The organism is Erwinia sp. PME.40.26/001, from assembly GCF_055556675.1.
On the sequence record NZ_JBVHNP010000008.1, the window covers coordinates 69240 to 95655 of the forward strand.

The 26416-nt window shown below is 54.6% G+C and carries 20 protein-coding genes and 2 pseudogenes; 11 read left to right on the forward strand and 11 right to left on the reverse strand.

What is annotated here, in order from left to right:
• Window position 1 precedes the first annotated feature (1 nt).
• Window positions 2-1198 carry an MFS transporter gene (locus tag ACZ3HG_RS18860; RefSeq protein WP_465333831.1) on the reverse strand — a complete coding sequence of 399 codons (1197 nt, stop codon included), beginning with the start codon at window positions 1196-1198 and terminating at the stop codon, window positions 2-4.
• A gap of 91 nt (window positions 1199-1289) precedes the next feature.
• Between ACZ3HG_RS18860 and ACZ3HG_RS18865 the strand changes: the two genes are divergently transcribed.
• The 7 genes from ACZ3HG_RS18865 (at window position 1290) to ACZ3HG_RS18895 (ending at window position 9021) form a co-directional block, all read left to right on the forward strand.
• Window positions 1290-1736, forward strand: a complete 447-nt coding sequence (locus ACZ3HG_RS18865) for a winged helix-turn-helix transcriptional regulator (RefSeq protein WP_465333833.1) — start codon at window positions 1290-1292, stop codon at window positions 1734-1736.
• A 113-nt stretch (window positions 1737-1849) separates the two neighbouring features.
• On the forward strand, window positions 1850-3469 hold the full coding sequence (locus ACZ3HG_RS18870) for a TIGR04028 family ABC transporter substrate-binding protein (RefSeq protein ID WP_465333835.1): 1620 nt from the start codon (window positions 1850-1852) through the stop codon (window positions 3467-3469).
• A 6-nt stretch (window positions 3470-3475) separates the two neighbouring features.
• Window positions 3476-4420 carry an ABC transporter permease gene (locus tag ACZ3HG_RS18875; protein WP_465333837.1) on the forward strand — a complete coding sequence of 315 codons (945 nt, stop codon included), beginning with the start codon at window positions 3476-3478 and terminating at the stop codon, window positions 4418-4420.
• A complete protein-coding gene (locus tag ACZ3HG_RS18880; protein ID WP_465333839.1) occupies window positions 4417-5277 on the forward strand; it encodes an ABC transporter permease in 861 nt (286 codons plus the stop codon). Before ACZ3HG_RS18875 ends, ACZ3HG_RS18880 begins: the two co-directional genes overlap by 4 nt.
• Window positions 5278-5318: 41 nt before the next feature.
• A complete protein-coding gene (locus ACZ3HG_RS18885; RefSeq protein WP_465333923.1) occupies window positions 5319-6893 on the forward strand; it encodes a dipeptide ABC transporter ATP-binding protein in 1575 nt (524 codons plus the stop codon).
• Entirely contained in the window at window positions 6890-7921 is a 1032-nt protein-coding gene (locus tag ACZ3HG_RS18890; protein WP_465333841.1) for a putative FMN-dependent luciferase-like monooxygenase, read from the forward strand. Before ACZ3HG_RS18885 ends, ACZ3HG_RS18890 begins: the two co-directional genes overlap by 4 nt.
• Window positions 7918-9021, forward strand: a complete 1104-nt coding sequence (locus tag ACZ3HG_RS18895; protein WP_465333843.1) for an alkylhydroperoxidase domain protein — start codon at window positions 7918-7920, stop codon at window positions 9019-9021. Before ACZ3HG_RS18890 ends, ACZ3HG_RS18895 begins: the two co-directional genes overlap by 4 nt.
• A gap of 33 nt (window positions 9022-9054) precedes the next feature.
• Here ACZ3HG_RS18895 and map read toward each other — a convergent pair whose 3' ends face one another.
• On the reverse strand, window positions 9055-9834 hold the full coding sequence (gene map, locus ACZ3HG_RS18900; protein ID WP_191935450.1) for a type I methionyl aminopeptidase: 780 nt from the start codon (window positions 9832-9834) through the stop codon (window positions 9055-9057).
• Between the two features lie 4 nt (window positions 9835-9838).
• Window positions 9839-10078: a ParD-like family protein gene (locus tag ACZ3HG_RS18905; RefSeq protein WP_191935449.1), complete on the reverse strand. Its 240-nt coding sequence runs from the start codon at window positions 10076-10078 to the stop codon at window positions 9839-9841.
• A 228-nt stretch (window positions 10079-10306) separates the two neighbouring features.
• Between ACZ3HG_RS18905 and ACZ3HG_RS18910 the strand changes: the two genes are divergently transcribed.
• A complete protein-coding gene (locus ACZ3HG_RS18910; protein ID WP_465333846.1) occupies window positions 10307-10684 on the forward strand; it encodes a hypothetical protein in 378 nt (125 codons plus the stop codon).
• Between the two features lie 564 nt (window positions 10685-11248).
• Here ACZ3HG_RS18910 and ACZ3HG_RS18915 read toward each other — a convergent pair.
• On the reverse strand, window positions 11249-11446 hold the full coding sequence (locus ACZ3HG_RS18915) for a helix-turn-helix domain-containing protein (RefSeq protein WP_465333848.1): 198 nt from the start codon (window positions 11444-11446) through the stop codon (window positions 11249-11251).
• Window positions 11447-11937: 491 nt separating this feature from the next.
• Between ACZ3HG_RS18915 and ACZ3HG_RS18920 the strand changes: the two are divergent.
• From ACZ3HG_RS18920 to ACZ3HG_RS18930, 3 genes and pseudogenes are all read left to right on the forward strand, one after another.
• A pseudogene (locus ACZ3HG_RS18920) lies at window positions 11938-15153 on the forward strand (YadA-like family protein); the annotation flags it as partial.
• 483 nt (window positions 15154-15636) lie between these two features.
• Window positions 15637-16344, forward strand: coding sequence for a DUF1266 domain-containing protein (locus ACZ3HG_RS18925; RefSeq protein ID WP_342214493.1), 708 nt, complete (start codon window positions 15637-15639; stop codon window positions 16342-16344).
• Complete coding sequence (locus tag ACZ3HG_RS18930; RefSeq protein WP_465333850.1) at window positions 16341-19007, forward strand: hypothetical protein; 2667 nt, start codon at window positions 16341-16343, stop codon at window positions 19005-19007. The genes ACZ3HG_RS18925 and ACZ3HG_RS18930 overlap by 4 nt, the downstream gene beginning before the upstream one ends.
• A 40-nt stretch (window positions 19008-19047) precedes the next feature.
• On the opposite strand, the gene ACZ3HG_RS18935 is transcribed toward ACZ3HG_RS18930, so the two are convergent.
• The 7 genes and pseudogenes from ACZ3HG_RS18935 to ACZ3HG_RS18965 form a co-directional block, all read right to left on the reverse strand.
• A complete protein-coding gene (locus ACZ3HG_RS18935; RefSeq protein ID WP_465333925.1) occupies window positions 19048-20730 on the reverse strand; it encodes an Hsp70 family protein in 1683 nt (560 codons plus the stop codon).
• Between the two features lie 145 nt (window positions 20731-20875).
• The gene (locus ACZ3HG_RS18940; RefSeq protein WP_191937215.1) at window positions 20876-22072 is read right to left on the reverse strand and encodes a CobW family GTP-binding protein; all 1197 of its coding nucleotides are present in this window, start codon (window positions 22070-22072) and stop codon (window positions 20876-20878) included.
• A 98-nt stretch (window positions 22073-22170) separates the two neighbouring features.
• Window positions 22171-22362 carry a hypothetical protein gene (locus ACZ3HG_RS18945; RefSeq protein WP_465333852.1) on the reverse strand — a complete coding sequence of 64 codons (192 nt, stop codon included), beginning with the start codon at window positions 22360-22362 and terminating at the stop codon, window positions 22171-22173.
• A gap of 311 nt (window positions 22363-22673) precedes the next feature.
• Window positions 22674-23651 (reverse strand): replication initiation protein, encoded by a 978-nt coding sequence (locus tag ACZ3HG_RS18950; RefSeq protein WP_191935441.1) that lies wholly within the window; start codon window positions 23649-23651, stop codon window positions 22674-22676.
• Window positions 23652-24843: 1192 nt separating this feature from the next.
• The gene (locus ACZ3HG_RS18955; RefSeq protein WP_191935440.1) at window positions 24844-25056 is read right to left on the reverse strand and encodes a plasmid partition protein ParG; all 213 of its coding nucleotides are present in this window, start codon (window positions 25054-25056) and stop codon (window positions 24844-24846) included.
• Entirely contained in the window at window positions 25053-25679 is a 627-nt protein-coding gene (gene parA, locus ACZ3HG_RS18960; RefSeq protein WP_191935439.1) for a ParA family partition ATPase, read from the reverse strand. The genes ACZ3HG_RS18955 and parA overlap by 4 nt, the downstream gene beginning before the upstream one ends.
• A 407-nt stretch (window positions 25680-26086) precedes the next feature.
• Window positions 26087-26416 (reverse strand): annotated as a pseudogene (locus ACZ3HG_RS18965) (hypothetical protein); the annotation flags it as partial.

Sequence of the window (26416 nt, forward strand, 5' to 3'; positions counted from 1 at the left end):
ATTATCCCCTTTTTAGTGAGTTCATTTTCCAGACAATCAGAGCCAGCAGACTGACCGCCGATCCCGACAGGCACACGGCTCCCCACCCTCCCCAGGCAAAGGCACGGGTGGAAATCAGCGCTCCCGCACCGCTACCGACAGAGTAAAACAGCATATAACCGGCAATAAGCCGCCCTCCCGCCTCTTTTTCGCTGGCAAAAATCAGGCTCTGGCTGGTAACGTGCAGCGCCTGGCCTGCAGCATCCAGCAGCAAGATCCCGGCAATCAGGAATACCAGTGATCCGGCCCCCAGCCACAGCGGCAGCCAGCTTAGCAGCAGCAGGATCAGCGAAACGGCACTGGTGCGCTCTGCCAGTCCACGGTCAGCCCAGCGACCTGCGCGACTGGCAATCAGCGCACTCATAGCCCCCACCAGACCCAGCGCGCCTATCTGCCCGTGGGTCAGCTGCCATGGCGGCGCACGAAGCAAGAGGACCAGTGCGCTCCAGAAAATATTAAAACTGGCAAACATCAGCAGCGCCAGCACTCCGCGGACCTGCAAAACCCGGTTGCTGCACAGCAGTCGCCACAGAGTTCCCGGCCCCTGCACCCAGCGGGCGGGGGCCGCAGGCGGTAAATCAGGCAGCCTGCGCCACAGGATCGCTGCCAGCACCGTCATTACCAGCGCCGAAAGCAGGTACACCCCACGCCAGCCGGTGATATCCGACACCATCCCGGCCACCGCCCGCGCCAGCAGCAGACCGATCACCACGCCCCCGGACACTGTCCCGACCACCTGACCGCGCGCTTCCTCGCTGGCGGCGGTGGCGGCATAGGCGATCATCCCCTGAGTCATTGCGGTCCCGAACACACCGATCAACAGCATCGCCACCAGCAGCATATGCGAACTGTCCACCGTGCAGACCAGCAGTAAAGCCGCTATCAGTCCCCCCAGCTGACAGCGCATCAGCGTCCGTCGGTTGATGACATCACCTAACGGCACCAGCAGTAATAACGCCAGTGCGCAGCCCACCTGAGTGGCAAAAATCACACCACCTACCGCCGCAGGGCTGATAGAAAAGTCGATTGCCAGCGCATCCAGCAGCGGCTGCGCGAAATAGACGTTGGCCACGCTCAGTCCGCAGCTGCAGGCAAACAGGCCGGTCTGCCAGGAGGTTAATCCGCGACGGGATGTACTTTTTTCTGTCAGGGTAGTCATCCTGCCTCCAATTGGTTTCAAAACAAAACCATTTGCAGACTGCCGTATGTAGTTTTAAAATGCAACCAAATTCATTCCGGAGAATATCACCATGGCGGAACATCCTTCTCTGAGTCAGTCTCCCTGCCCGGTAGCCCGCAGCATTGATCTGATCGGGGACCGCTGGTTGCTGATGATCCTGCGCGATGCGTTCGACGGTGTCCGGCGCTACAGCGAGTTTCAGCGCAGCCTTGGAGTAGCGCGCAATATCCTCGCCAACAGGTTAAAAAAACTGGTCGCGGCTGGGTTATTGAAGGTGCAGCCCGCATCCGATGGTTCTGCCTGGCAGGAATATGTGCTGACCGAACGCGCCAGCGATCTGTTTCCCCTGATCGTTTCCCTGCAGCAGTTTGGTGAGCAATACCTGTTTTCCGCCGGGGAAACCCACTCTGATCTACTGGAGATTGCCAGCGGAGAACCGCTGGCCCCGCTGCGCGTGCGCAATCAGCAGGGAGACGTGGTCACGCCGGACAAGACTCGTGTGCAAAAAGCCCCTTAACCGTTATGCCTAAAACGCAAATAGCCAGACGAATTTCTTGCTTTTCCTGACCCCGTGTCAGGCATGATATTGATGGTCAGCCACTTAGCACACTGACCATCAAGGAATATATCATGCGCGTTTCTCTTCGCCTGACGGCGCTGGCCGCGGCCATGACCGCACTGGCCGCAGGGGCGGCAGACAAACCGGTACAGGGCGGCATCCTGGTTTATCTGGAGCAGCAGGCTCACACCAACCTCTATCCCCCGGCCGGCGGCTTCTATCCGAACGGCGGCATACTGAATCAGATCACCGATAAACTGACCTGGCAGAATCCGGAAACGCTGCAGGTCGAACCGTGGATCGCAGAAAGCTGGACGCGCAACGCCGATAATACCGAATACACCTTTAAAATCCGTCCTGGCGTGACATTCTCTGACGGAACGCCGCTGGATGCCCGGGCAGTGGCTAAGAATTTTGATACCTATGGGCTGGGCAATAAAGCACAGCGTCTGCCGGCGTCAGAAGTGATCAATAACTACGCGCGCAGCGAGGTCATCGATCCGCTGACGGTGAAGTTTTTCTTCAAAAAACCTTCGCCTGGCTTCCTGCAGGGTACCGCGACCATCGGCTCCGGTCTGGTATCACTCAGCACGCTGGCGCGAAATTTCGATGAACTGGGAGACGCCCGCCATATTATTGGCTCAGGCCCCTTTGTCATCAGCGGAGAAAAGCTGGGGCGTGAGGTGGATCTGATAGTACGCAAGGACTATCGCTGGGGGCCGAAAAACCTCGCACATCAGGGCCGGGCAAATCTCGACGGCATAAAGATCATTGTCACGCCGGAAGACAGCGTGCGCATTGGCGCACTGCTGGCCGGACAGGCTGATGTCATTCGCCAGGTGCAGGCTTATGATGAAAAACAGGCCCGGCAGCAGGGCTTCCCCCTCTATGCCGCCCCCACGCGCGGGGTCAATGACAGCCTGAGCTTCCGTCCGGACAATCCGTTAGTGGCCGATATCAACGTGCGTAAAGCCCTGCTGCACGCCACCAACAGTAAGCAGATTGTCGACACGCTGTTTTCACCAAACTATCCGCAGGCCAAATCCGTCCTGGCCAGCTCAGCCGCCGGTTTTGTCGACCTCAGCGATCGGCTGACCTTCGACCCGGTTCTGGCGAAGACGCTGCTGGATCAGGCCGGATGGCTGCCTGGCAGCGACGGCATCCGTCAGAAGGACGGTAAAAAACTGGCGCTGACGGTATATGAGTCCCTGCCGCAGCCGCAGAATAAAGAGGTTCTGCAGCTGGTGGCCCAGCAGTGGAAACAGGTCGGCGTCTCCCTGTCCGTTCGCGCGGGCGACGCCGGTAGCCGGACCGTTGACAATCTGGATCCGCTGAAAACCCCGCTCACTGTGTCTGAAGTGGGCCGCGCCGACCCGGACGTGGTGAAAAGCATGTTCTACCCGACCAACCGCGACGCGTTGTTACAGAAGGGCGGATCCAGCAGCCAGGTGGTGGCCTTCCGTGATGACAAACTCAATGACTTACTGGAAGGCATTGCCAGCGAAACGGATGCCCGCAAACGTCTGGCCATCACGGCGGATGCCCAACGCTACCTGATCGACAATGCCTATAACATCCCTATTTTCGAAGAGCCTCAGGTATTTGCCGGGGCCCCGTGGCTGAAAGGACTGACGTTTGAAGCCGTCGGGCGTCCGGGATTTTATGCCGCCTGGCTGGATAAGCGGGGGTAACGGAGCATGATGAGTTATCTGGCCCGGCGACTGGGGCAGGCGCTGCTGGTGTTGTGGGCGGCGTTTACCGTTGCCTTTATTCTGCTTCAGGTGCTGCCCGGCGATGCAATCCTGATTAAGTTTCAAAATCCGGATCTGGGCCTGAGCCCGGCGCAGATTGAAGAGATGCGTCAGGCTTACGGTGCCGCCACGCCGCTGTGGCAGCAGTACCTGCACACTCTTGGCAGCCTGTTGCACGGTGACGCCGGCTTCTCCGTGCAGGCGGGGGTGCCGGTCAGTGAGTTACTGGCGGAAAACTTCCCCGCCACGCTGCGGCTGGCCATTCCCGGATTTCTGCTGGCCACCCTCCTCGCCGTGCTGATCGCATTCGCTTCCAGCCTGACGGGCCTGCGCTGGCTGCGTAATACGCTGCACGCCCTGCCGTCGCTGTTTATCTCCCTGCCAACCTTCTGGCTTGGCATCGCGCTGATTCAGGTCTTCTCTTTTCAGCTGCGCTGGATACCGATTATCAACCCCGGCGAGTGGGTGGGGCTGATCCTCCCCGTGATCACCCTCGCCGTACCGATTTCCGCCCCGCTGGCACAAATTCTCATTCGCAGTATTGACCAGGTGCAGCTTCAGCCGTTTGTGTCGGTTGCACGTGCCAAAGGGGCCAGCCAGCGGCGCGTGCTGTGGCATCACATCGCAAAAAATGCCCTGCTGCCCGTGTTAACTATTGCCGGGCTCCTGCTGGGGGAGCTGATTGCCGGAGCGCTGATCACCGAAACGGTGTTCGGTCTCAACGGACTGGGCCAGCTGACCCAACAGGCAGTAAACAATCAGGACGTGGCCGTACTCCTGGCTATCGTCATGATTTCAGCCACGGGGTTTGTGCTGATCAATTTGCTGGTCGACCTGCTTTCTCCGCTGCTCGACCCGCGTCTGAAACCGTTCACGAGGGCAACACGATGAGTCTGCTCGATGTTTTCCGTGTTCCTGCGGCTGTGCCGCGGCGTGCGGACTTTCGCTTTTTCCCCCGCCTGAAACCCGGCCTGGTGCTGGCATGGACCGTCATGGTGCTGGTGATCCTCTGGGCGCTGGTACCCGGCTGGTTTACCTCCTGGAGCAGTACGGAAGGTGTCGCCGGGGCACAGCGTCTGGCACCGCAGGCTGGCCACTGGCTGGGAACCGATCAGCTGGGCCGTGACCTGTACACCCGCATTGTCTGGGGAGCGTCCCACTCCCTGAGCGGCGCACTGGTCGCGGTGATACTCGGCCTGACTGCCGGCACCCTGCTGGGGGTCACCGCAGGTGCACTGGGCGGGCGCAGTGAGAACCTCATTATGCGACTGGTGGATGTGCTGCTGGCTATTCCCGGCCTGCTGCTGTCACTCAGCATCATCATTTTACTCGGCTTTGGCACGGTGAATGCGGCCATTGCCGTCGGTATCACTTCCGTGGCGAACTTCGCCCGTCTCGCCCGTTCGGAGGTCGTTCGCGTGCGCCACACTGACTATGTTGAGGCCGCGCGCGGCAGCGGCGGTACCTTTATGTCAGTACTGTGGCGGCATATCCTGCCGAACTCTCTGACCCCGGTGCTGGCCTTCTCCGCACTGCAGTTTGGCAGTGCGATCCTGGCGATATCGACCCTGAGCTTCCTCGGCTATGGCACCCCACCGCCCACCCCCGAATGGGGGCTGCTGATCGCCGAAGGGCGCAACTATATTTCCACCGCCTGGTGGCTGACCACGTTCCCGGGACTTATCGTTGTCGCGGTGGTACTGGCTGCTAACCGTATCAGTCACCATTATTCAGGAGGTCGCCGGTGAGTGAATCCCCTGTTCCGGTCCTGCAAATCGACAGGCTCAGCATGGCTTACCATACCGGCCGGCAGCGTAAACGGGTGGTACATGACGTCTCTTTCCACGTTAATCGCGGCGAGGTGGTGGCCCTGGTCGGTGAGTCAGGATCCGGCAAGACCACCACCGCCCAGGCAATTATTGGCCTGCTTGCGCAGAACGGCGAGCGCGAAAGCGGCAAAATCTGGTTGAACGGCACCGAGATCTCCCAGTGGTCGCAAAAGCGGCTGAATGCGCTGCGCGGGGCCTGCATCAGCCTGATCCCGCAGGACCCAGGCAGCTCGCTAAACCCGGTGAAAACGATTGGCGATCAGGTGGGCGAGATCCTGCTGCTGCATGAGCGACTGTCGCGCAGCGATCGGGAAGCGAGGGTGATTGCCCTGCTGACCCGCGTGGGCCTCTCACACCCGGCACAGCGGACCCGGCAGTATCCGCATCAGCTGTCCGGTGGCATGAAACAGCGGGTGCTGATCGCTATTGCCATCGCGCTGAAACCGGCGCTGATTATTGCCGATGAGCCGACCAGTGCGCTGGACGTTACGGTGCAAAAACGCATTCTGGATCTGATTGATGACCTCCGGCACGAATCCGGCACCGCCGTGCTGTTAGTCACGCATGATCTGGCCGTGGCTGCGGCACGCGCCGATCGTATTGTGGTATTTCGCCAGGGAGAGGTTCAGGAGCAGGGGCCCGCCCGGCAGATTATTCATTATCCACAGCATCCGTACACCCGCCAGCTGTTTGCCGATGCGCCGGCGCTCTCCGGCACAGCGCCAATCCCGCCAGCGCCAGGTTTTTCGCAGCCAGCCATAGAGATCGCGGGTCTGAGCCACTGCTTTCCACTCGGCAAAGAGGAAGGCTTCCAGGCGCTGAATAATGTGTCGTTCAGCGTGCCGCGGGGCACCACGCATGCGCTGGTGGGCGAGTCCGGATCGGGAAAAACTACCCTGGCCCGTATCCTGCTCGGTTTTCAGCAGGCGGACAGCGGGCGCGTGCTGCTGGACGGCATCGATATCGGCTCGCTGCGTGGGGAAGCCCTGCGCCAGATTCGGCAGAAGATCCAGCTGGTCTGGCAGAATCCGTTTGCCTCGCTGGATCCGTCTCAGACCCTGTTCCGGGTCATAGAAGAGCCGTTGCTGAACTTTGCTCCGCTCAGTCGCGAGGTCAGGCGGCAGCGTGTGGAAGAGGTGGCAAGCCGCGTGGCACTGCCGCTGGCACTGCTGGACCGCAAACCTCATGAGCTGTCCGGGGGACAGCGGCAGCGCGTGGCTATAGCCCGCGCGCTGGTACTGCGGCCTGAGATCCTGGTGCTGGATGAAGCCACCTCAGCGCTGGATGTCACCATTCAGGCGCAGATCCTGACGCTGCTGCAGACGCTGCAGCAGGCGCTGGGGCTGACCTACCTGTTTATTTCTCACGACCTTGCCACGGTTCGCCAGCTGGCGCACAGCGTCTCCGTCCTGCGCGCCGGACAACAGGTTGACTGCGGCGAGACCCACCGCATTTTCACGCATCCGGCCAGCGAGTATACCCGTGAGCTGATCGCCGCCATTCCTGCGCTGACCGGCGCTAAGGATCCTGTATGACCCACAAACGCCTTGGTTTTTTCACCCGCCTGCTGGACAGAGCCAGCGCCGCAGAGCGTTACCGACTCGCCACCTTGCAAATCCAGCATGCGGAACGCTGGGGTTTCGACACCGCCTGGGTGGCCCAGCACCACTTTCACGAGCATGAAGGCGGCCTGCCTTCTCCGCTGCTGTTTCTGGCCAGCGTTGCAGCGCAGACTTCACGTATTCGCCTGGGTACGGCGATTATTACGCTGCCCATGGAGAATGCGCTGCGCGTAGCGGAAGACGCCGCCGTGCTCGACTTACTGAGCCAGCAGCGCCTGGAGCTGGGTCTCGGCTCCGGCGGTACGCCCACGTCCTTTTTACCGTTCGGACTGACCTTTGATGAGCGCGCCGCAACGTTCGAAGCAAATCTGGCTACGCTGCTTCAAGCCTGGGCCGGTGGAGCACTGGGTGATGAGGACAACCGGCTGTATCCGGCAGCACCGCTGCTGGGAGAGCGGCTCTGGCAGGCAACCTTTTCCGTGGCGGGTGCCGCACGTGCCGGTGCGGCGGGTCACGGGCTGATGCTGTCACGGACCCAGCCACGCCCCGCAGCGTCGCCCCACCTGACGCTGGATGAGATCCAGAATCCGCTGATCGATGCCTACCTGAACGCGCTGCCACCGGGGATAACCCCGCGTATCCTGGCCTCGCGCACGGCGTTTGTCAGCCGTGACGGAGCAGAAGCCCGCCGCCTGGCGCTGCCGGGACTGGCCGCCCAGGCCGCCCAGCACCGCGCAGCAGGGCATCTGGTATCGGGGACGACGCTGGATGCTTATATTGCCTCCTTCGACGTGCATACCGGCACGCCACAGCAGGTCGTGGCCTCACTGCAGCGGGATAGCGCCCTGAATCGCGTCACTGACGTCTCGTTCCAGGTGCATTCGATCGACCCACCGCATGATCAGATCCTGACATCCATTGAACTGCTGGCGACCGAAGTCGCCCCGGCTCTGGGCTGGCGCCCCCCCGTGACCGCTCATTCTCATAAGGAGACCGTATGATCCCGTCCGATGATTTACTGCAGGAGCTCGCCGGTATCACCCCCGACAGCCCACTGGCCGCCGCACGCCTGACGCGTGACGCCGCCACCGAACATGCCCAGGCCAGCTATGATGTGCTGTTCTCCGCGCACGGGAACGGTGATTTCCCGCTGACCGCCCGACTGGCTGTGGCGCAACAGGTGGCACACTGGCACAGCGAGCCACGTCTGGCTGCACACTATGCTGCACGGCAGGCGGACGCACGCCCCGGGACGAAGTGGCAGAGTGCGCTGGCGCACACGGAACGGCTGACGTTTCAACCTGCCGCTGCCGGGCCCGCACACCTGCGAGAGCTGGAAGAGGCGGGCTGGTCTGCAGACGATATCGTGACACTGTCACAGTTAGTGGCGTTTGTCAGCTTTCAGAGTCGCCTCCTGCGCGGTTTACGACTGCTCTCTGGCAAAGACCTTGCGGCAGAACGCCCTGAACCGGCCGTGGCCGCGGCCTGGCGTACCGAACCGACGACAGCCAGTGGCCAGCCTGCGCCTCCGGCATTTACACGTGCGGAACTGGGCTGGGAGCCCTGGCTGGCAGCCAAACAGCTGGAGGAATTTTCCGCCGCTGAAAAAGCGACGCTGGCAAAATTTGGCCACAGTGACTCTGACTATTTCCGCCTGCTGGGACGCAACCTGCCGCTGCTGGAACAGCGCACGCTGACAGACAAAGGGATTTTTTATACGGCCGGCGGCCTGCCGCGTAAAGAGCGAGAACTGGCGGCCACGGTGGCCAGCAAGGTCAACGGCTGTATCTACTGCGCTTCCGTCCACGCCCGTAAGGCGGCGCAGCTGTCAAAACAGCCTGAGGATGTGCAGCGGCTGATTGATACTGCACCGGGTCAACCGCTGGCAGCCGATCAGGCGGCACGCTGGCTGGCCATCATCGATTTCGCAGCATCCCTGTCCACGACGCCGCCCGCACCTCGTCAGACACAGCTGGTTCAGCTTCGGGCGCAGGGTCTGAGCGAGCTGGAGCTGCTCGATCTGATACAGTCCACCGCCTTCTTCGCCTGGGCAAACCGCCTGATGCTGACGCTGGGCGAACCCTTCACGCCGGCCCCGTAAACCGCCACCCCGGGTAAACATTCACCCGGGTGTTCAGATAGCCTGACAGGGGCCGGTGTCGTCAGGCCAGGGTGTCAGCAGGTCAAACCCGTTTTCCGTTACCGCGATGGTATGTTCCCACTGCGCCGAGAGAGAACCGTCCAGCGTCACCACCGTCCAGTCGTCCGGCAGCACGTCAGTCTCGTCCTTTCCGGCATTGATCATCGGCTCAATGGTAAAAATCATCCCCGGCTTCAGCCGCATCCCGGTACCCGCTTTACCGTAGTGCAGCACATCGGGCGTGTCGTGATAGACCTGCCCGATGCCGTGCCCGCAGTAATCTTTCACCACCGAAAACCCGGCCCTTTCTGCCACCTGCTGAATGGCCGCGCCCACATCACCCAGGCGGGCACCCGGACGCACTGCACGGATCCCCGCCACCAGCGACTGCCAGGTGACGTCCACCAGCCGGCGGGCCTGTGCCGAAGGCTCACCGACAAAGTACATACGGCTGGTATCGCCGAACCAGCCCTCTTTGATCACCGCCACATCTATATTGACGATGTCGCCGTCCTGCAACGTCGTACTGTCCGGGATACCGTGACAGACCACGTGATTGATCGAAGTACAGAGCGTACGGGTGTAGCCGTGGTAGCCGATATTCGCCGGGATAACGCCCAGCTTCTTTACGATAAAATCATGGCAGCGCCGGTCTAACTCATCGGTGGTCACGCCAGGACGAACGAAGGGGGCGATCATCGCCAGGACCTGTGCAGCGGCATGGCCCGCTGCGCGCGCATATTCGATTTCTTCCGCTGTGTGGAGGGTAACCATATTTTCAGACCGCCTTTTCATTCATCACATCGCCGTTCAGTAGGCGTATAAGATCCATTCCCCCTTCAAGCTCCGTCTTCACCAGCGCTTTTGCCAGCTGATGGTGAGTCAGGTTAGGATAGAGTTCGGCCAGCATGCCGATTTTCAGCCAGTGCTCAGCCTGGGCGTTTATCGAGCGGCTCATGGCCTGACTGGTGATGCGCAGATTCTCATGCATCAGATCCGAAATTTTTACGATCCCCATACCACACCTATACGAAACATATATATAACGTATACTGTCAGAGTTTTTGGCAGATGGCTACAGAAAAGGGATGGAATGGGATAGCAGAGACCTGTTAGCCTGGTACCCGCTTTACCGGGTTTACGCTATTCTGCTACAGACTTATTATGGCGAAGCACTCAGGCAGATGAGGATGACGCTCTGCCACAGTAAAACCAGAGTCATAAGCACTACTGTCTAAGGAAGTTAATGAATATTACAAAAAAGTTTAATGCCGTATGCATTGAAGGCATTGATGAAGATGATGTACTCACGCTGGCGGTGGGTGACGATAAGCACAACCCTAAAAATTTCGTCATCATCAGTAAATTTGAGGAGGAGAATCTGTCAGCTGATGAGTGCATTGGTTTTCAGAGTGAGTCTACTCCCTATGAGATCCCGTCCGCTATTGAAAATATTGAATGCAGCAGCAGTGAACTGGTCATTGCACTCACTGACGAGGCAGAAAAAATAGCCGGTTTTAAAAAAATTCAGGCACTGTTAAATAGCTCAACAGACCTCAATATACTTAAAAAATATTTACATGCTATTTTTGATGACAGCCGTATTCCACTTATTTTCAGATAGATAAGTTCAGGACAATATGAAAATCTGTGCTCGAACAGGCCTGAACCTGACTCATAAGGCTACCTGGAGTATATGCTGCGCTGGTCAGAATCTGCCACTGGGTAAAGTCGATTCTGTGGCAGAAAGGCTGGTAAATTTTAATTAAAGGTCTCTTAAAAAGAGATAATCACCCATCGCATTTAGAGCAGGGATAATTAATATTCAGCACTCCCAGGAAAGATAATATACGGCCGCTTCTTTCAAGATTTTACCCGGGCAGGTGAAAATACCCTGCTGACAGAAGGTGAAATACCCCCTAAATACCTGATGTATTTGCAAGAAAGGAATGACAAACCCTGTTTATAGCATATGCGCCATGCCTCGGTTTTGAGCCGGACATCTTCCAGCGATATTAACCCGCTCTCGTTCAGACATCCCTGCCGCAGCCTGCCGTTGATGGGCACCATCGTCGTTTACATATAAGTCCTGGGGCGGGCAGATTTAGTTGGGCCTGCCATCACCACCCCCTTTTGCCGGCACGACATGCAGCATCGCCCTGGCGTGGATCAGGTTGGCCTCCCATTTTCAGCTGCAGATCTGCCTCTTCCCGCTGCCGCATTTGTTTAGGCTCTGAAGGATCATTCCCGCCGTATTTTGCCACCACGTACAGAATGTGGCATCGGATATACCCAGCTTGCTGCAGATGTCCGGCACCGACATCACCCGGTCAGTCTGCTTCAGGGCAAGGACAATCTGCTCTTTGGCGGAGGGAGACTTTTTCATCGGCACCACCTCCATTTATGAGAGAAATGCTCATTCAGCAACACTGTTTCTGAGTGAAGCAGGTACCCGGGCCCTGGTAAGCCCAGGAAAGTTGCTAGAAAAATTCAAGATACCCAGGATTTTAGTGAAAAAACCCAGCTAACCATTAAAAATCAGAATAAGCATTTCCATTTATTATTTTAATATCTCATCGCGTAATAACATTATCTATGAAAAATCTTAAAACACCTCACTCCCATTGTTTTTTATTTTTCTCAAAATTGACAGCCATTACGATATGCGTATAAATTTAAAAAACCAAAGCACTCTTTATTTACTGGACCCTGCCCTCCCCGTGGAAATACTAATCACTTTGGAATAAGTGATGATTAAAAATAAACAGAAAAGCATTTAAATGCCTTTCCTGGATTCATCGTGATAAATGTTTCTTCATGTCAGCAGAAAACATAATACTCACCCAGATAAAAATGGAATTGTGAATGAATAATATATTTAAGACAGTGTGGTGTGACGCAAAAGGAATGTATGTTGTTTCTTCTGAATTTGGAAAGGGATGTTTCAAATCAAAGAGTTCTTCAGGGTTAATGAAAAAAAAGCCCATTTCATTAGCACTGAAAAGCGTAACTGCCTTTTTAATTATAGCAACCCCAGCATTTAATACTTCAGCTGCTAATGTGCAACCTACGTCGAATAATATTGATGCTACTCACTCAGCGCTAAATGGAGAACTTTCCATTGCCGGAGGCTCCGTCAATTCTTCCTGGGCCACTGACAATCAAAATATGCAAAATGCCGGTTCTGGTCGTGATTATGGTATAGCTCTCGGAGCTTTATCAAAAGGTTTTTGGGCGAGCGTTGCAGTTGGGGACTCTGCTGAGGGCCGATCTTTATATGGCACAGCATTAGGCCCTCACGCTAAAATAGATGACAGCTCCGACTACGCTGTTACCATTGGGCAGAATTCAGACATCAATAAAAGTAATAATGGTATTGCTCTGGGATCTAAGGCTCTGTTAAGTAATGCTGAAAATTCGGTGGTAATAGGTGCCAATGCCTCTGTTAATGGTGCTAAAGGTGCTGTTGCAATAGGTTCTGATTCTATTGCCGAAAATGATAATACTGTATCTTTCGGATCCTCATCCCTGAAGAGAAAACTTATTAATTTAGATACAGGAACGTTATCAAACAATTCATCAGATGCCGTCAACGGCTCACAGCTGTATGCCACCAACGAGGCAGTGGCGAAAAACAGCACTGACATTGCCAGCAATACCAGCAGCATTACCAGCCTGAGCAGCGACATTTCCTCCGGCAAGATGGGGCTGGTGCAACTCAGTGAGGATGGCAAATCACTGGTGTTTAACGATGCAGCAAAAGATGCTCTCACGTTTAACGCCGGCAACCGTGTCATGACCGGGGTAAAAGCCGGCAGACTGGCGGCAGGATCCACTGACGCGGTCAACGGCTCACAGCTGAACGCGACTAACCAGGACATTGTGCAGAACACGACGGATATTGCCAATAATACGACCGATATTCAGACCAGCAGGGCAGATATTGCAGCAAACCGAAACAATATTGCCACCAGTAAGACTGACATACAGGATCTGGTGTCCGGCAGAACCGGCGTGATACAGATAAGCCAGGATGGCAAGTCACTGGTGTTCGGTGACGTGGTTAAAGATACGTTAACCTTCAACATCGGTGATCGTGTGATGAGCGGGGTGAATGCCGGGAAGCTGTCTGCGGACTCTGATGAGGCGGTGAACGGCTCACAGCTGTATGCCACCAACGAGGCAGTGGCGAAAAACAGCACTGACATTGCCAGCAATACCAGCAGCATTACCAGCCTGAGCAATGATATTTCCTCCGGCAAGTCGGGGTTGCTGCAACTCAGCGAGGATGGCAAATCACTGGTGTTTAACGATGCAGCAAAAGATGCTCTCACGTTTAACGCCGGCAACCGTGTCATGACCGGGGTAAAAGCCGGCAGACTGGCGGCAGGCTCCACTGACGCGGTCAACGGCTCACAGCTGAACGCGACTAACCAGGACATTGTGCAGAACACGACGGATATTGCCAATAATACGACCGATATTCAGACCAGCAGGGCAGATATTGCAGCAAACCGAAACAATATTGCCACCAGTAAGACTGACATACAGGATCTGGTGTCCGGCAGAACCGGCGTGATACAGATAAGCCAGGATGGCAAGTCACTGGTGTTCGGTGACGTGGTTAAAGATACGTTAACCTTCAACATCGGTGATCGTGTGATGAACGGTGTGAATGCCGGGAAGCTGTCTGCGGACTCTGATGAGGCGGTGAACGGCTCACAGCTGTATGCCACCAACGAGGCTGTGACGCAAAACAGCACTGACATTGCCAGCAATACCAGCAGCATTACCAGCCTGAGTAACAATATAGCCTCCGGGAAGTCGGGCCTTATCCAGCTGAGTGACGATGGCCAGTCGCTGGTGTTCGCTGACATAGCAAGCAGTGCAACGCGATTTAACGCGGGTAACCGCGTTATCAGTGGTGTGAATGCCGGGAAGCTGTCTGCAGATTCTGATGAGGCGGTGAACGGCTCACAGCTGTACGCCACCAACGAGGCAGTGGCGCAAAACAGCACTGACATTGCCAGCAATACCAGCAGCATTACCAGCCTGAGTAACAATATAGCCTCCGGGAAGTCGGGCCTTATCCAGCTGAGTGACGATGGCCAGTCGCTGGTGTTCGCTGATATAGCAAGCAGTGCAACGCGATTTAACGCGGGTAACCGCGTTATCAGTGGGGTGAATGCCGGGAAGCTGTCTGCAGATTCTGATGAGGCAGTGAACGGCTCACAGCTGTATGCTACCAATACAAAAGTAGATAAAAACACTAGCGACATCAGCAGCATGTCAGATGCCATTTCAAACGGTAAAACGGGAATTGTGCAGTTGAGCGATGATGGTACAAGCATGGTCATCAGTGATGCTGCACAAGGCGCCGATACATTAAATCTTGGCGATCGAACTATTTCCGGTGTTAAAGCGGGTGAGCTAAGTGAAACCTCGACTGAGGCCGTCAATGGGTCACAACTCCATGCTACTAATCAACAGGTTTCACAAAATACCAATTCGATCAAACAATTAACGAATGATGTTAAAAGTGGTAAAACCGGTGTAGCACAGGTTAATGGCAACAAAATCGTTTTCGACGACAAAGGTCAAGGCACAACCACTATTGATGCGGGTAATCGTGATATTACCAACATCAAAAAGGGAGAGGTATCAAAAACATCCTCGTCTGCTGTCAATGGTTCTCAGTTATATGACACCAACATGAAGGTTGAAAATAATACTGCGGAAATTGCAGTCAATAAAAATGATATCAAGACAAATAAATCGGATATTGCGGTTCATAGTCATCAAATTGCCAATCTGGAAAGTTCATTTTCAGAAATGAATGGAGCATTTAAAAATCTGACAAAGGAAGTTGATAAGAATAAGAAAAGGGCTGATGCAGGTATTGCTGGAGCTATGGCGATGTCAGCTATCCCCTACGTTAGTTCACAGGATGTTTCTTTCGGCATGGCCGTTTCTGGATATCAGCAGCAGGGAGCATTAGCTGCAGGTATGACGTTCAGAACAAGTGATAACTCAGCGATAAGATTAAATACTTCCTGGGACTCCCAGCATGGCAGCGGTGTGGCAGCAGGATTTGCCGTTGGCTGGTAGGCCGGATAATGAGTGAATCAGGCCCGAAAAGAACCTAATGTCGCTCATTTAAGGAGCCGTTGAATATTCCAGTAGTTGTGTTAAAAACCGTAATCTTCGATGAGATTACGGTTTTTTTACAGGCATTTTCATAATGTCAGTATCCCGCCTAAGCACACCATTCACCTGAGAGACCTTGCGGCGTAGACAATCTGCCAACGAAGGTGGGTGCTCCACGACACGAAGCATGCCACAACGCTGTTTTACTTTTTTGCGAACAGCTGCATCACAGATAAGCCTGAACTGCGTGACACAAACATGGCTGATAACTATGTAGATGCCAGACAGACCAGCCGCAACAAGTTTTTCCGCCCCCACTGAGTATTACAAGTTTCAATAAGAAAGGTAAAAAGATCGTTCCGGCCCTAAAGACGGCATGATACTGATATGGCAGTATAAAGCTGATGTACCACACAGGAGAAGTTCTCAGTGATTGATGATTCCGCACGACGCTGGTTGCTCGCGCTTTCAGCCCCGATGGTGGCGATAAATGCCGGGTCGGGTGCCGCCTGGGACTGCGATCAGTTTTATCCTTTTGATACCCGAGTTGACCTGAAGGGTAGCTGGGGCATTGATTCACGCGAACAGTTGTTTGAGATGATTCTGAGAATGATCGACAACGGCCATGCAGAGGATCTGGCTCATTATTTCAGACTGTGGCACCGGCTAAGCCTGACAGAGTGGCAGGATTATGTCGCGCATCAGACGCCGGATGTACAGGCTAAACTGGCTCTGGTGGCGGACAGCGCCGTGTTGTGCGGTGACGGCGGGATCCGTGCCTGGGATTTGGCCAGGATGGGCTTTCTTTGCCGCATCGGGCTGCTTAACGGCTGGATAACGCCGCCGGAAAACCTGTGGTTTCACACCCGCCTTGGCGTGCGGGCGCGCTACTATTACTCCAGTTGGCAGAACTACAATGCCGGTTTCATCACCGGCAGACTCTACTGGCAGTCACTCAACGCCTCTGACGCCGATGCCCGACGTTATGCCTTTAGCGCAGACGCCGGTAGCACCACTAACATTGAATTAATGCGCCAGCTTTACACGCATCCGGAGAGCCCGATATCCCAGCTTCCCTGGCATATCGACGTGCCTGAAATGGATAAACCCGCATCATTGCCGGAGATGGACCTATGAGTAATCAGCCATGTTGGGCAATCCTGGGCATTGAACCGACAGAAGATCAGCAGGTCATTCGCCAGGCCTATCGCGAACTGCTGCCCACGTTTCATCCGGAAAGCGATCCGGCAGGTTTTAAGCGTTTGCGTGAGGCCTATGAACAGGCGCGAAAAGGCATGGAAGCAGCACCCGCCACCCTGTTGCCTGTTGAACCGCCGGTTACAGCAGCAGATACCGACCCCACAGGTCTGCTTGATGCTTTCAGCAGGCTACTCGCCTCTCCGGCTGAGCGTTATCTGCCTCTGAGCTGGCAGCGGTTTATCAGCCGGTTGGACGATCACCCCGTCGCCACTGTCGATCAGCTTCGCTGGCCGTTGCTGGAGACCGCTTTGCTGGTGCACCCTGTTTCTGCTGACTGCCTTTTACTGCTGGCTAACCGCCTGCAGTGGCGGATGCGTCTGCCGGAGCTTGATCAGGACACGGCGCGGCGGGCAGACGAGCTGCTGGACTTTGCCGACAGTGGCGACATGTTCGATCTTGCCACGCTGGCCCCTCTCAGCCTGGCAGCACAAGACGAAACGCGGAGTTATTTCCATCAGGTCCGCCATTTTTACTGGGAACAACCGACGGGCTGGTTACGCTATCTGCTGGAAGAACCGCGTGTCATTTTCTGGCCATCCTGTCCGCGCCTGATGAATCAGGTCGTACGCTGGTTTAATGTCGCGGCGACGTCGAATGCGGTAGTGCGTGACTACTGTCTCGGGCAGCTTGAACGCCATCCACACGATCCGGATTGGCTCTATCTGAGCGCCAGCCACTGCGGCATGATGGGGGATAATGAAACCGCTTTCCCGCTGTGGCTGACCCTGCATGAGCAGTACCAACATGCCGAAGCTGAGCAGTGGTTGCTGGCCTGGTGTGCCCGCCATTTTACGGATTATCTTCCCCTGCTGATTCAGGCCTTTGACCGCCCGGAATTTGCGCCTGCTGACTGCGCCACCGGCGATAATGAAAGCACATACCGCCCACAGGCACAGTCCCCGCAAACGCTGGTGCGCTGGGCCGAAGCAACGCAGGTCGATGTTTCGCCCCTGGCCGCTGACTACATCAGTTGGAAATCGGGCCGCTATCGCCCACAGGTCATGTTCGCGCATCTTTTGCAGGAAGATGGTACAGATGAGCTGCGGCATCTCTACTGGCAGGCCAGCATGTTAACCCTGGGCAATGAAGCGTTGCTACAGGCTATCGTCGACCAGCCGGTTTCCGGCACGCCGCTGCAAATGCTTATCTTACGCGGTCTGCAGCGCCAGGCCCTGCAGCGTCTGGCGTGGCTTCAGGGCTCACCGGTGGTGGCCGAGTTTAGCGCGTGGTTATCCGCGCCTGAAGAGACGCCGTTACCTGAAATATTTGCCGACAGTGAGGGGGCGGCCTGGAAGCAGAGCATCGCCTGGTTGTGGCACTGGCGGCCGCTTCCCCGACACAGCCTGACCCGGCTGGCGCAACATGCGGCCTATGGCGAAAGTGTCTTGCCAGCGCATACCAGCTGGCTGTGCTATCTCATCGAAAATGCCGCGATTACGCTACCGGAAGACAGCCAGACGCCACCACGTGATGCGCTGCGTCAGGTGATGTTGCTGGTGGCGATGCTCGATCTTGAGGTTGATAACATCGCCCTGCTCAGCCAACTGAAAGATTTTCCGCTGGATGAATCGCACCCCTTCTGGTCGATGTATCAGGTATTTACCCAAATTGACCTGGCCCGGGGCGATGAAGTCAGCCAGCTGAAAAGCCACCTTGAGCTGAACAACTCACTGCATTTCAACTGCTGGACCCGGCTGCCCGTCAGTATCGAAGAATACATTGCCCGGCGTGATGAGATCTCGTCCAATGGCGCTCACTATTTCTATCGTTATCAGCCAGCGTGGCAGGAGCGCCTGGGTCAGTCGCCCTTCCCTTATCAGGCCCTGTTCCATGCGATTTTTCTGTCGCATGAGAATGCGAGTTATGCCCAGGATCACCTGGACGCCCTTGAAGCGCTCACTGCTCACTCGCCGGAAGACGTCGCCTTTAAACAGCAATTACTGTTGCGCCAGCGGCCGGTGTTGCCCCCTGATGAAATGCTGGCCAGCGGAGCCCTTCACGCGCCGGCGGTTGCCCGGGGGATCCACCAGCTTGGCAGCAGTCCGGAATATGTACTGGACGCAAAGCTGCGTGACGCTGCTGAAGGCTGTGCTGACGATCCCGATGCAGACATCACGTTGCGATTAGCGGCAGCGACAATGCTACAGATCAATACCAGCCGTCAGAATACGTTTGCGGAATACCCGCAGCGCCGCAGTTATTTCTGGCAATTCTGGCGAGTCAATTCACGCCTGGGGCGGGTGGGGCTGGTATTGCAGATTGCGCTGGGAAGCAAGCTCGCTGTCCTGTTTGTGAACATGATTTTGGTTGAGGGGCAGCTGGCAAATACCGCCCTGTCGGCACTGCTGATCGTAATGAATCTTTACAGCGCTGTCGTCCGACGTGGGCGGGATTTAGGTCTGGCCTCTGCGGATAAGCTGAAAGAAATTAAAATACCGGTACTCAGGCTGCTGGGGATGTATCTGTTCAAACGCGGCATGCCTGAGCCAAACCGCTTTGGGCCTCCGCCGGGATGGTGGCGTAAAAAAAGCAAAAAATAAGTATATGCCGCCCGTTTGACGGGCGGCCGTTCTTTACCGGTTACGGGGTCATGTCCTGCAGCAGCGCCTCCAGACGCTGACGCAGCGGGGTGATATGGCTTTCCTGTTGGCTGGCTAACGCTGTTTCAAATTCTTCTAACCACAGACCAATCTGTCCCCGGGTGTCCCCGAGCGACTGCGCCCAGGATTTCTCTAAACGCGCCAGCAAGTTGCGGTTCACCAGCGTGTCACGGGGATGAATTTTCACCGACGCTAAACGTTCACGACTGCGCTGTTGCTGTTCAGGACTGAGACCAATCGGGCTGTGATCGATCACTTTACTGAATGACTCACCGCTGTCAGGCAGGTTGACGTCCACTTCCAGCAACCCGTTGATGTCATAGCTGAAACGCACGTCGATATTCTGCAACCCGCCGTTGGGTTTCACCGGCACCTGTAATTCATCAATAAAGATATTGTTGGCGACCAGGGGGTTTTCGCCCTGATAGATAGCAATGCGTATCATCGTCTGTTCGGCATGGCGGGTGGTGAAGGTCTCCACCCGTGAAGCCGGTACGACGGTATTACGCTCCAGGATCGGTGAAAACAACCCACTCCTGTGGTCGCTGGCAGTAGCAATGCCCAGCGTATATGGGCAGACATCGGTGAGGATCACCTCTTCAATATCTTCATTACGCAAGCGACAGGCCGCCTGGGCAGCGGCACCCAGCGCCACAATGGTGGCAGGATCCAGATGTTGATGCGGTAATTTACCAAACAGCTTCACCACCAGTTTCTGAATCACTGGCATCCGTGATGCCCCGCCCACCAGCACCAGATGATCAAGCTGTTCCGGACGCAGACGGGCATCGTGCAGCGCCTGTTCGATGGGGGCACGCAGCCGGGTCATCAACGGTAGCCAGATCTGTTCCAGTTTCTCCTCATCAAATGAGAGCGTCCAGGTCTGCTCCTGCCACTGCCAGCGCAGCTGCTGCGAAGCATTATGCTGACCGAGCTGGCATTTGAGCTGTTCAGCACAGTCGTACAGGTGCGCCAGTTCAGTGGCGGGGAGCATCTCCGCAGTGAGTTTCCATTCACTGAAACAGGCCTGAATAATCGCCTGGGTAAAATCTTCGCCACCAAGATAGTTGTCGCCGGCAGAGCCATGCACTTCAATCAGTGGCAGATCATACTCCAGCACCGTCACGTCAAAAGTTCCACCGCCAAGATCGAAGACCAGCGTCCGGCCGGTGTTCTGGGTATGTAAGCCGTAGGCCATAGAGGCGGCGGTAGGTTCGTTAATCAGCCTGACCGCATTGAGTCCGGCCAGTTCTGCGGCAAAGCGGGTCTGTTTGCGTTGCTCATCGCTGAAATAGGCGGGAACGGAAATCACCACATCAGTGATCTCCTGACCGAGATAGGCCTCGGCATCCGCTTTCAGGGATTTAAGCACAAGCGCCGACAGCTCAGGCGCATCGAAGGTTTCTGATCCAAGCCGAAACTGCTTCTTGCTGCCCATAAAACGCTTAAATAGCGCTGCGGTTCGCTGCGGATGGGTTGTCAGACGCGACAGTGCCGGACGGCCAGTCAGCATGCGGCCATCGTCGTCCAGGCTGACTACCGAGGGTGTGAGATATTCATTTAACGCATTGGGGATCAGCCGGGCCTGCCCCTCCTGCCAGACACTGATCAAACTGTTGGTGGTGCCTAAATCAATGCCGATCGCCGGGACAGCCATCTTCAGTTCCGTCATGATTCTTTCTCATCAATGATGTGTTAAATGGATTTTATTCAATCGCATTGAATTATAGAAGCATTTGTCATGCCCCTGCGTCAGAACACCTTCTCAGGGGGACATGACGCAGGCAAACCCTGTTATGGTCTCCCGCTCAGCTTTTCAGCCTGCCGACCTTCTGCGGCCAGGGATCGTTAAACGCTCCCCCGCCCTGCCACCAGGCGATTTCCTGCTCAGTCAGAAAGCAGCGGTGCAGCGCGAGGCAAAAATCATCCAGCTGATTTCGCTGTCCGATCACCGTCAGTCGGCAGCGGCGGTCGCCAAAACGCCCCGACTGCGCATCCAGCTGCTGTTGCAGTATACGACGTTCTTCAGCACCCAGATGGTTGTCTTCGTGGGCGAGTATCCCGGCTTTCCAGTAGCTGATAAATTCCAGGCCAATACTGCCCGATGCCTGATTCCATAACAGCGCCAGATCGTCCCGGCCGGGCAGCCAGAAAAAACCTTTACTGCGGTGGATCCCCTCACCCAGCTGCTGCTGACAGGTGTCCCACAGCCGCCGCGGATGAAAAGGACGATCGTCCTCGATCACCCGCGATTCAATCTCATAGGGCTGGCCGCTTCCGGACGGCTGTTCAACGGCCTCCTCCAGCTCATCAACCAGCTTCGCCACGCGGTGGAAATCATACTCCGGTATCGCCAGCACCTCCTTCAGGGGCAGGTTGCCCCAGGGGAGTGCTGTCACCCCCACGCCGGGATTAATCTGCTGGAGCGCGCGGGCAATCGTCATTACCGCACCGGCGGGCAGGCGGTCGGTTTTAGTCAGCATCAGATGACTGCAAAACAGAAGCTGCTCCGCCAGCAGATCCTCGATCCCGCGCCGGCGCTGGCGAACATTATCCTGCCAGCGCGGAAGCAGCGTGCTGGATCCGGCATAGTCGTTTTGCAGCATCACCGCATCCATCAGTGACAGCAGACCCTGCAGTCTGACGCGGGGGTGGTCGCGCAACAGCTTGATCAGCGGAAGCGGATGGCTGCTGCCGGAGGTTTCAAGGAAAATATGGTCCGGCCGCCGCCCTGCCATCAGCGTATCCAGCGCGGCAGCAAGTCTGACAATGCCGCGGCTGCTGCTGATGCTGTCGGCAGAAATGGTAATGAAATTATGCTGTTCACGTCCGATGATTTCCGTGTTGGCAATCAGCACGCCGTCGATATCCAGCTCACTCATATCATTAACAATCGCGCTGACGGACAGATGCTGGCGATGCGCCTGCATCAGCAGGCTTTTTAACAGCGTGGTTTTGCCTGCACCAAGAAAGCCATTGAGGACAGTAAGGGGTATGCGCTGCATCGGGTGTCGTGATCCTGAAGGTAAAAGGTCTTTTATTGATACGTTATATTATAACAACAAAATACCCGTTTGCGGCGGTTGCTCAGCGTCAGGACATATTAAGCCAGGATTTCCGTGATGTGATCGATGCGATCATTGCCGGTGATGGGAGGGTTGGCGGGCTGGGTAAGCGCTATACGCGTATCGCCGCCTTTCAGCAACCACTCTGGCGGCGTTAGGGTGGACTGACCAATCCGAGCGATATTGAGCAGATGATCGCCCATACGCTGCGTGCGGCAGAGTCGATTCACGCCCTCCCTATGCCCGTCACGGCAGAGAGCCTGCGTACTGCGTTAATAATTTAGTAGCATTAGGCCTGCGAGGTCAGTGAAGATGCAGTGACATGATGCTTATTGAAAAATAAGCGTTTCTTTCATTAGCCATCTGAGGCAGACCGTAAGAGATAGTTAATGTGGATAAATTTCCTGTTCATGACATCCCTGGGTCAGCCCACACATGATCAGGAAATTTATCCACAGAAACGGGGGATAATCCGGTGCGTAACTTGCTTTAAACGGGGAAAAACCTTCTGGAAGCTGTTATCAACCATTTGATTTAAAGACTATTTTTTTGCACGTTCGGCAACTTCTGCCATCACACGTTTGTGGCTGATTTTATCGCCGATTGTTTTGTACCAACCGGCCAGCTTTCTGACATCCGTAAGGGGGACTTTCTCTGCGCGATCGTACGCCGTCAGACGGGTCCGGTACTGCTCCATAATGGTTATACAGCGACGAGCCCAGTCCCCTTCCAACTCGGATCCCGCCACCGCCCGCGGCCGGCGCGGGAATTTTGGCCTGAGGGGCTTGCTGGCTTCCGGGGTCGATTCATCCACGTAGGAAAACTTGATTGACACGACGGTGCGGCCTTTTTTGACTGGCTCCCAGATCACCGAAATGTCGGTATTTGCGTTAATACGTGCCAGCGTTGGCTCCAGCAACTTCTGACGAAAGTCGCGATAGTCCTCGTACTTGCCCTGAAGACCTGCCTTTTCGCGCATCCAGTCGAGCGCCAGCGTTACTTCAATAGCCTTACTGGATTTACGGCCATACAGGTTTTTCGCCTTGATCAGCCAGCCGTACAGCCGTACGGAAAAAGAGGTATCAAGCTTGGCAATATTGGCAAAATTGAGCTTGGTGAACGACTCTTTCAGCTCGTAGAGATAGGGGGCCACATCCTGTCCAAAGCGCAGTACGACAGCACTTTGCTCGTCACTGCTGACATATTCAAGGCGGGAAAACCACGACAGTTGTACGGTTCGCATCTTGCCGGTCTTACGATCGGGAAGATAGATGGTCACGGGTTTTTTCATCAGACTTTCTGCGGCTTCCCGCAGCTGACGGTGGCTGCTGGTGGGGTTAAGGCCGTAAATACGCTGATAATCATGGGGAAAAAGACGGTAGAGCGCATCGGGCTGAGGTTTCCTGCTGTCAATCTGGGCGAGCGCAAGGTTCAGCAAACGCATTTCGTCCAGGGTGACGCTGTACGCGCCCTCCAGGAGGTCATTACCTTGCACGACCGTCAGTTTGTTAAGCTCCATTCTTGCAGGATCCCTTTGTGGAATGTTCAGCAAAGTATTCCACACAAAAAATATTGAGGTAAAGTGAAATATTGTCGTTATTTTATATTTAAAGTCAATGCCTTACAAAGAACCCAAGCGCATGGGAACATAAAATCTTTCCACATTGGCCTGTATCAGGATCGTCTTTCACGCTGTAACGATCCTTTTTAGCCCCCCTGCCTGACATAAAATTTCTCCACGTAGCACCCATGCCAGTAACAGAAAATCCCTCCACCTTTAGCAGCCCTCCTACAGGAAATTATTCCACATCAGCGCGACAGCCAGTACAGGACAATGAAACGGCAATACGGGTTATAATGATTGACTCACTTATTCAACAGGTTAAGCCCCATGCTTTGCAGGAAATCTTTCCACATTACCGCCTTTAACTTACCCTGCTGGCGTACGTTCTGGCGATCAGCTGATCGTTCAGCAGGAAAAGTCTCCACCTTTCACAGAAAATTTATCCACGTATCCCCGTGCTACGGCACTCAGCATAAAATGATTCCACATATCAAACAAAGGTGACATTGTCACATCATCCGGTACTGACAGAAAATTTCTCCACATTAGCTCAGTGCGGCGTCCTTCCCGCCAACAGGAAATCATTCCACGTAAAAATGTGCAGGCAGATTTCTTACCGAAAATGTCTCCACGTATAAATTATATGTTCTGGTAACTTATTGGTATAACTCGTTAAAATATGCCCATCGCAAGTGCCCCCTGAGACGTTACAGGTTATATTACAGTGACGATGTCATTTTAATGTGACCGGCAACAGGAGTGACACACCACATTCATGCGGAAAGCGACGAGAGGAAGACGGCATCAGAAAGGATCGTGAAGACAGTTATCCACAGAAAATGTCTCCACATAATAATATTTCGATAAATCATAAAGTTATCAACAGAAAAAAACTCTACATTTAACAGGAAATCATTCCACATCAGACAGAAAATCACTCCACCTGACGCAGGAAATCACTCCACATATTACTCTGTAAGGCGCTGATCCTTAAAAGAAAAAACAGCCCTTAAAGTTAAAGATCTAAACAAATAAAAAGAAAAACAAAGACGATGAGATCTCTTTTTTAAAAGGATCCTCCCCGGGATCGCGTTTCAGAACGGTGCCGGACTGCTCAGGAAGGATCCGCGGTTGACCAGGCCGCAGGCTATCGGGCTTCATTCTCGGGCAGCCAGCCTTCAATGAGCTCTGTCAGGACGTCTTTCATTTCGCGACCCTGCATAAAACAGGCTGTTTTGAAGCGACGGTGAAGTTCTTCGTCAATATTCGTTTGCAGTTTTTTTACTGCGCCAGTGACAGGCTTACTGACCGCATCCAGTGCGGGTGCCAGCTGACGATGTTGTCCCAGTTTCATTTTCATGCCAGTAACTCCAGGATCTCGTTAGTCATCACTTCAATCTCCCCTTTCGCATTCCCGTCGGTTGTATCGAATACCGTTCCGCCATCGAGCATCGTGCGGATATACACCTGACGCTGCGTTGTTGCTGTTTTGAGCGCAGGTACACCCGTATCCTGGATAGAGTCTTTCAGGACTTCGAGCATACGCGTTGACGCCACTTTTTTAGTGATCAGGAAGCGGGCGATCACCGGCTGCAAATTTTCTCGTGCTTCGACAACGGCAAGAATGGCACCACAGGCGGCGAAATCAAGCGGCGAAGGTGTGACCGGGATAAGTACCAGGTCGCTGACCATCACTGCAGCAGATGAAATGGCAGTAATCGCTGCAGCACCGTCAATCACCACATAGTCATATTCTTTTAACTGCTTACGTACGGTATAAACCTCTTTTTCAGAAGCCGCCTCAGCAAGGTCAAATTTGCACTTTGCTTCATCGTACCAGTTACTGATACTGCCCTGAGGATCGGTATCAACCATCACCACCTTATGCCCCTTTCGGGCAAGGCAGGTGGCAATGTTGATGGAGGTAGTGGTCTTCCCTACCCCACCCTTTCCGTTCAGGAAAGAGATGATTTTTGTCGCCATGACGCACTCCTGCAGGATTCCGGCTGGTATCCCGGGATTACAGAATCCTGGGATTATAGGATTTTTACATCACAGGATTCTGTCATCCTGTGATACAAAGATACCGTAATCAGCGATTGCAAACAATATCCCGGGATTTTATAATCATGTAATCATGTAATCATGTAATCATGTAATCATGTAATCATGTAATCTCAGGATTGTAGAATCCTTCTCTTATCCCCTTTTTCTTTGTCGCTTTTAGCACACTGCTATGCCGATTTATCTGCATGACGTAATGTGAAAAGGGTGATTCCATAATCATTGAATCATTGAATCATTGAATCATTGAATCATTGAATCATTGAATCATTGAATCCTGAGGTTCCCACCATTACTGTTTGTTGTCGTTTAGATGGATGATAAAATTATCCTGAAATCCTGAAATCCTGAAATCCTGAAATCCTGAAATCCTGAAATCCTGAAATCCTGAAATCCTGAAATCCTGAAATCTTCTTATTGACACTCTCCTCCTGTATCCTTTGCAGTATCCTGAGATGCTGAGATGCTGAGATGCTGAGATGCTGAGATGCTGAGATGCTGAGATGCTGAGATGCTGAGATGCTGAGATGCCTGCTATTGATTACCCCTGTCAGCAGTAAATAATACCTGGCTGAATCCCTGAATCCCTGAATCCCTGAATCCCTGAATCCCTGAATCCCTGAATCCCTGAATCCCTGAATCCCTGAATCCCTGAA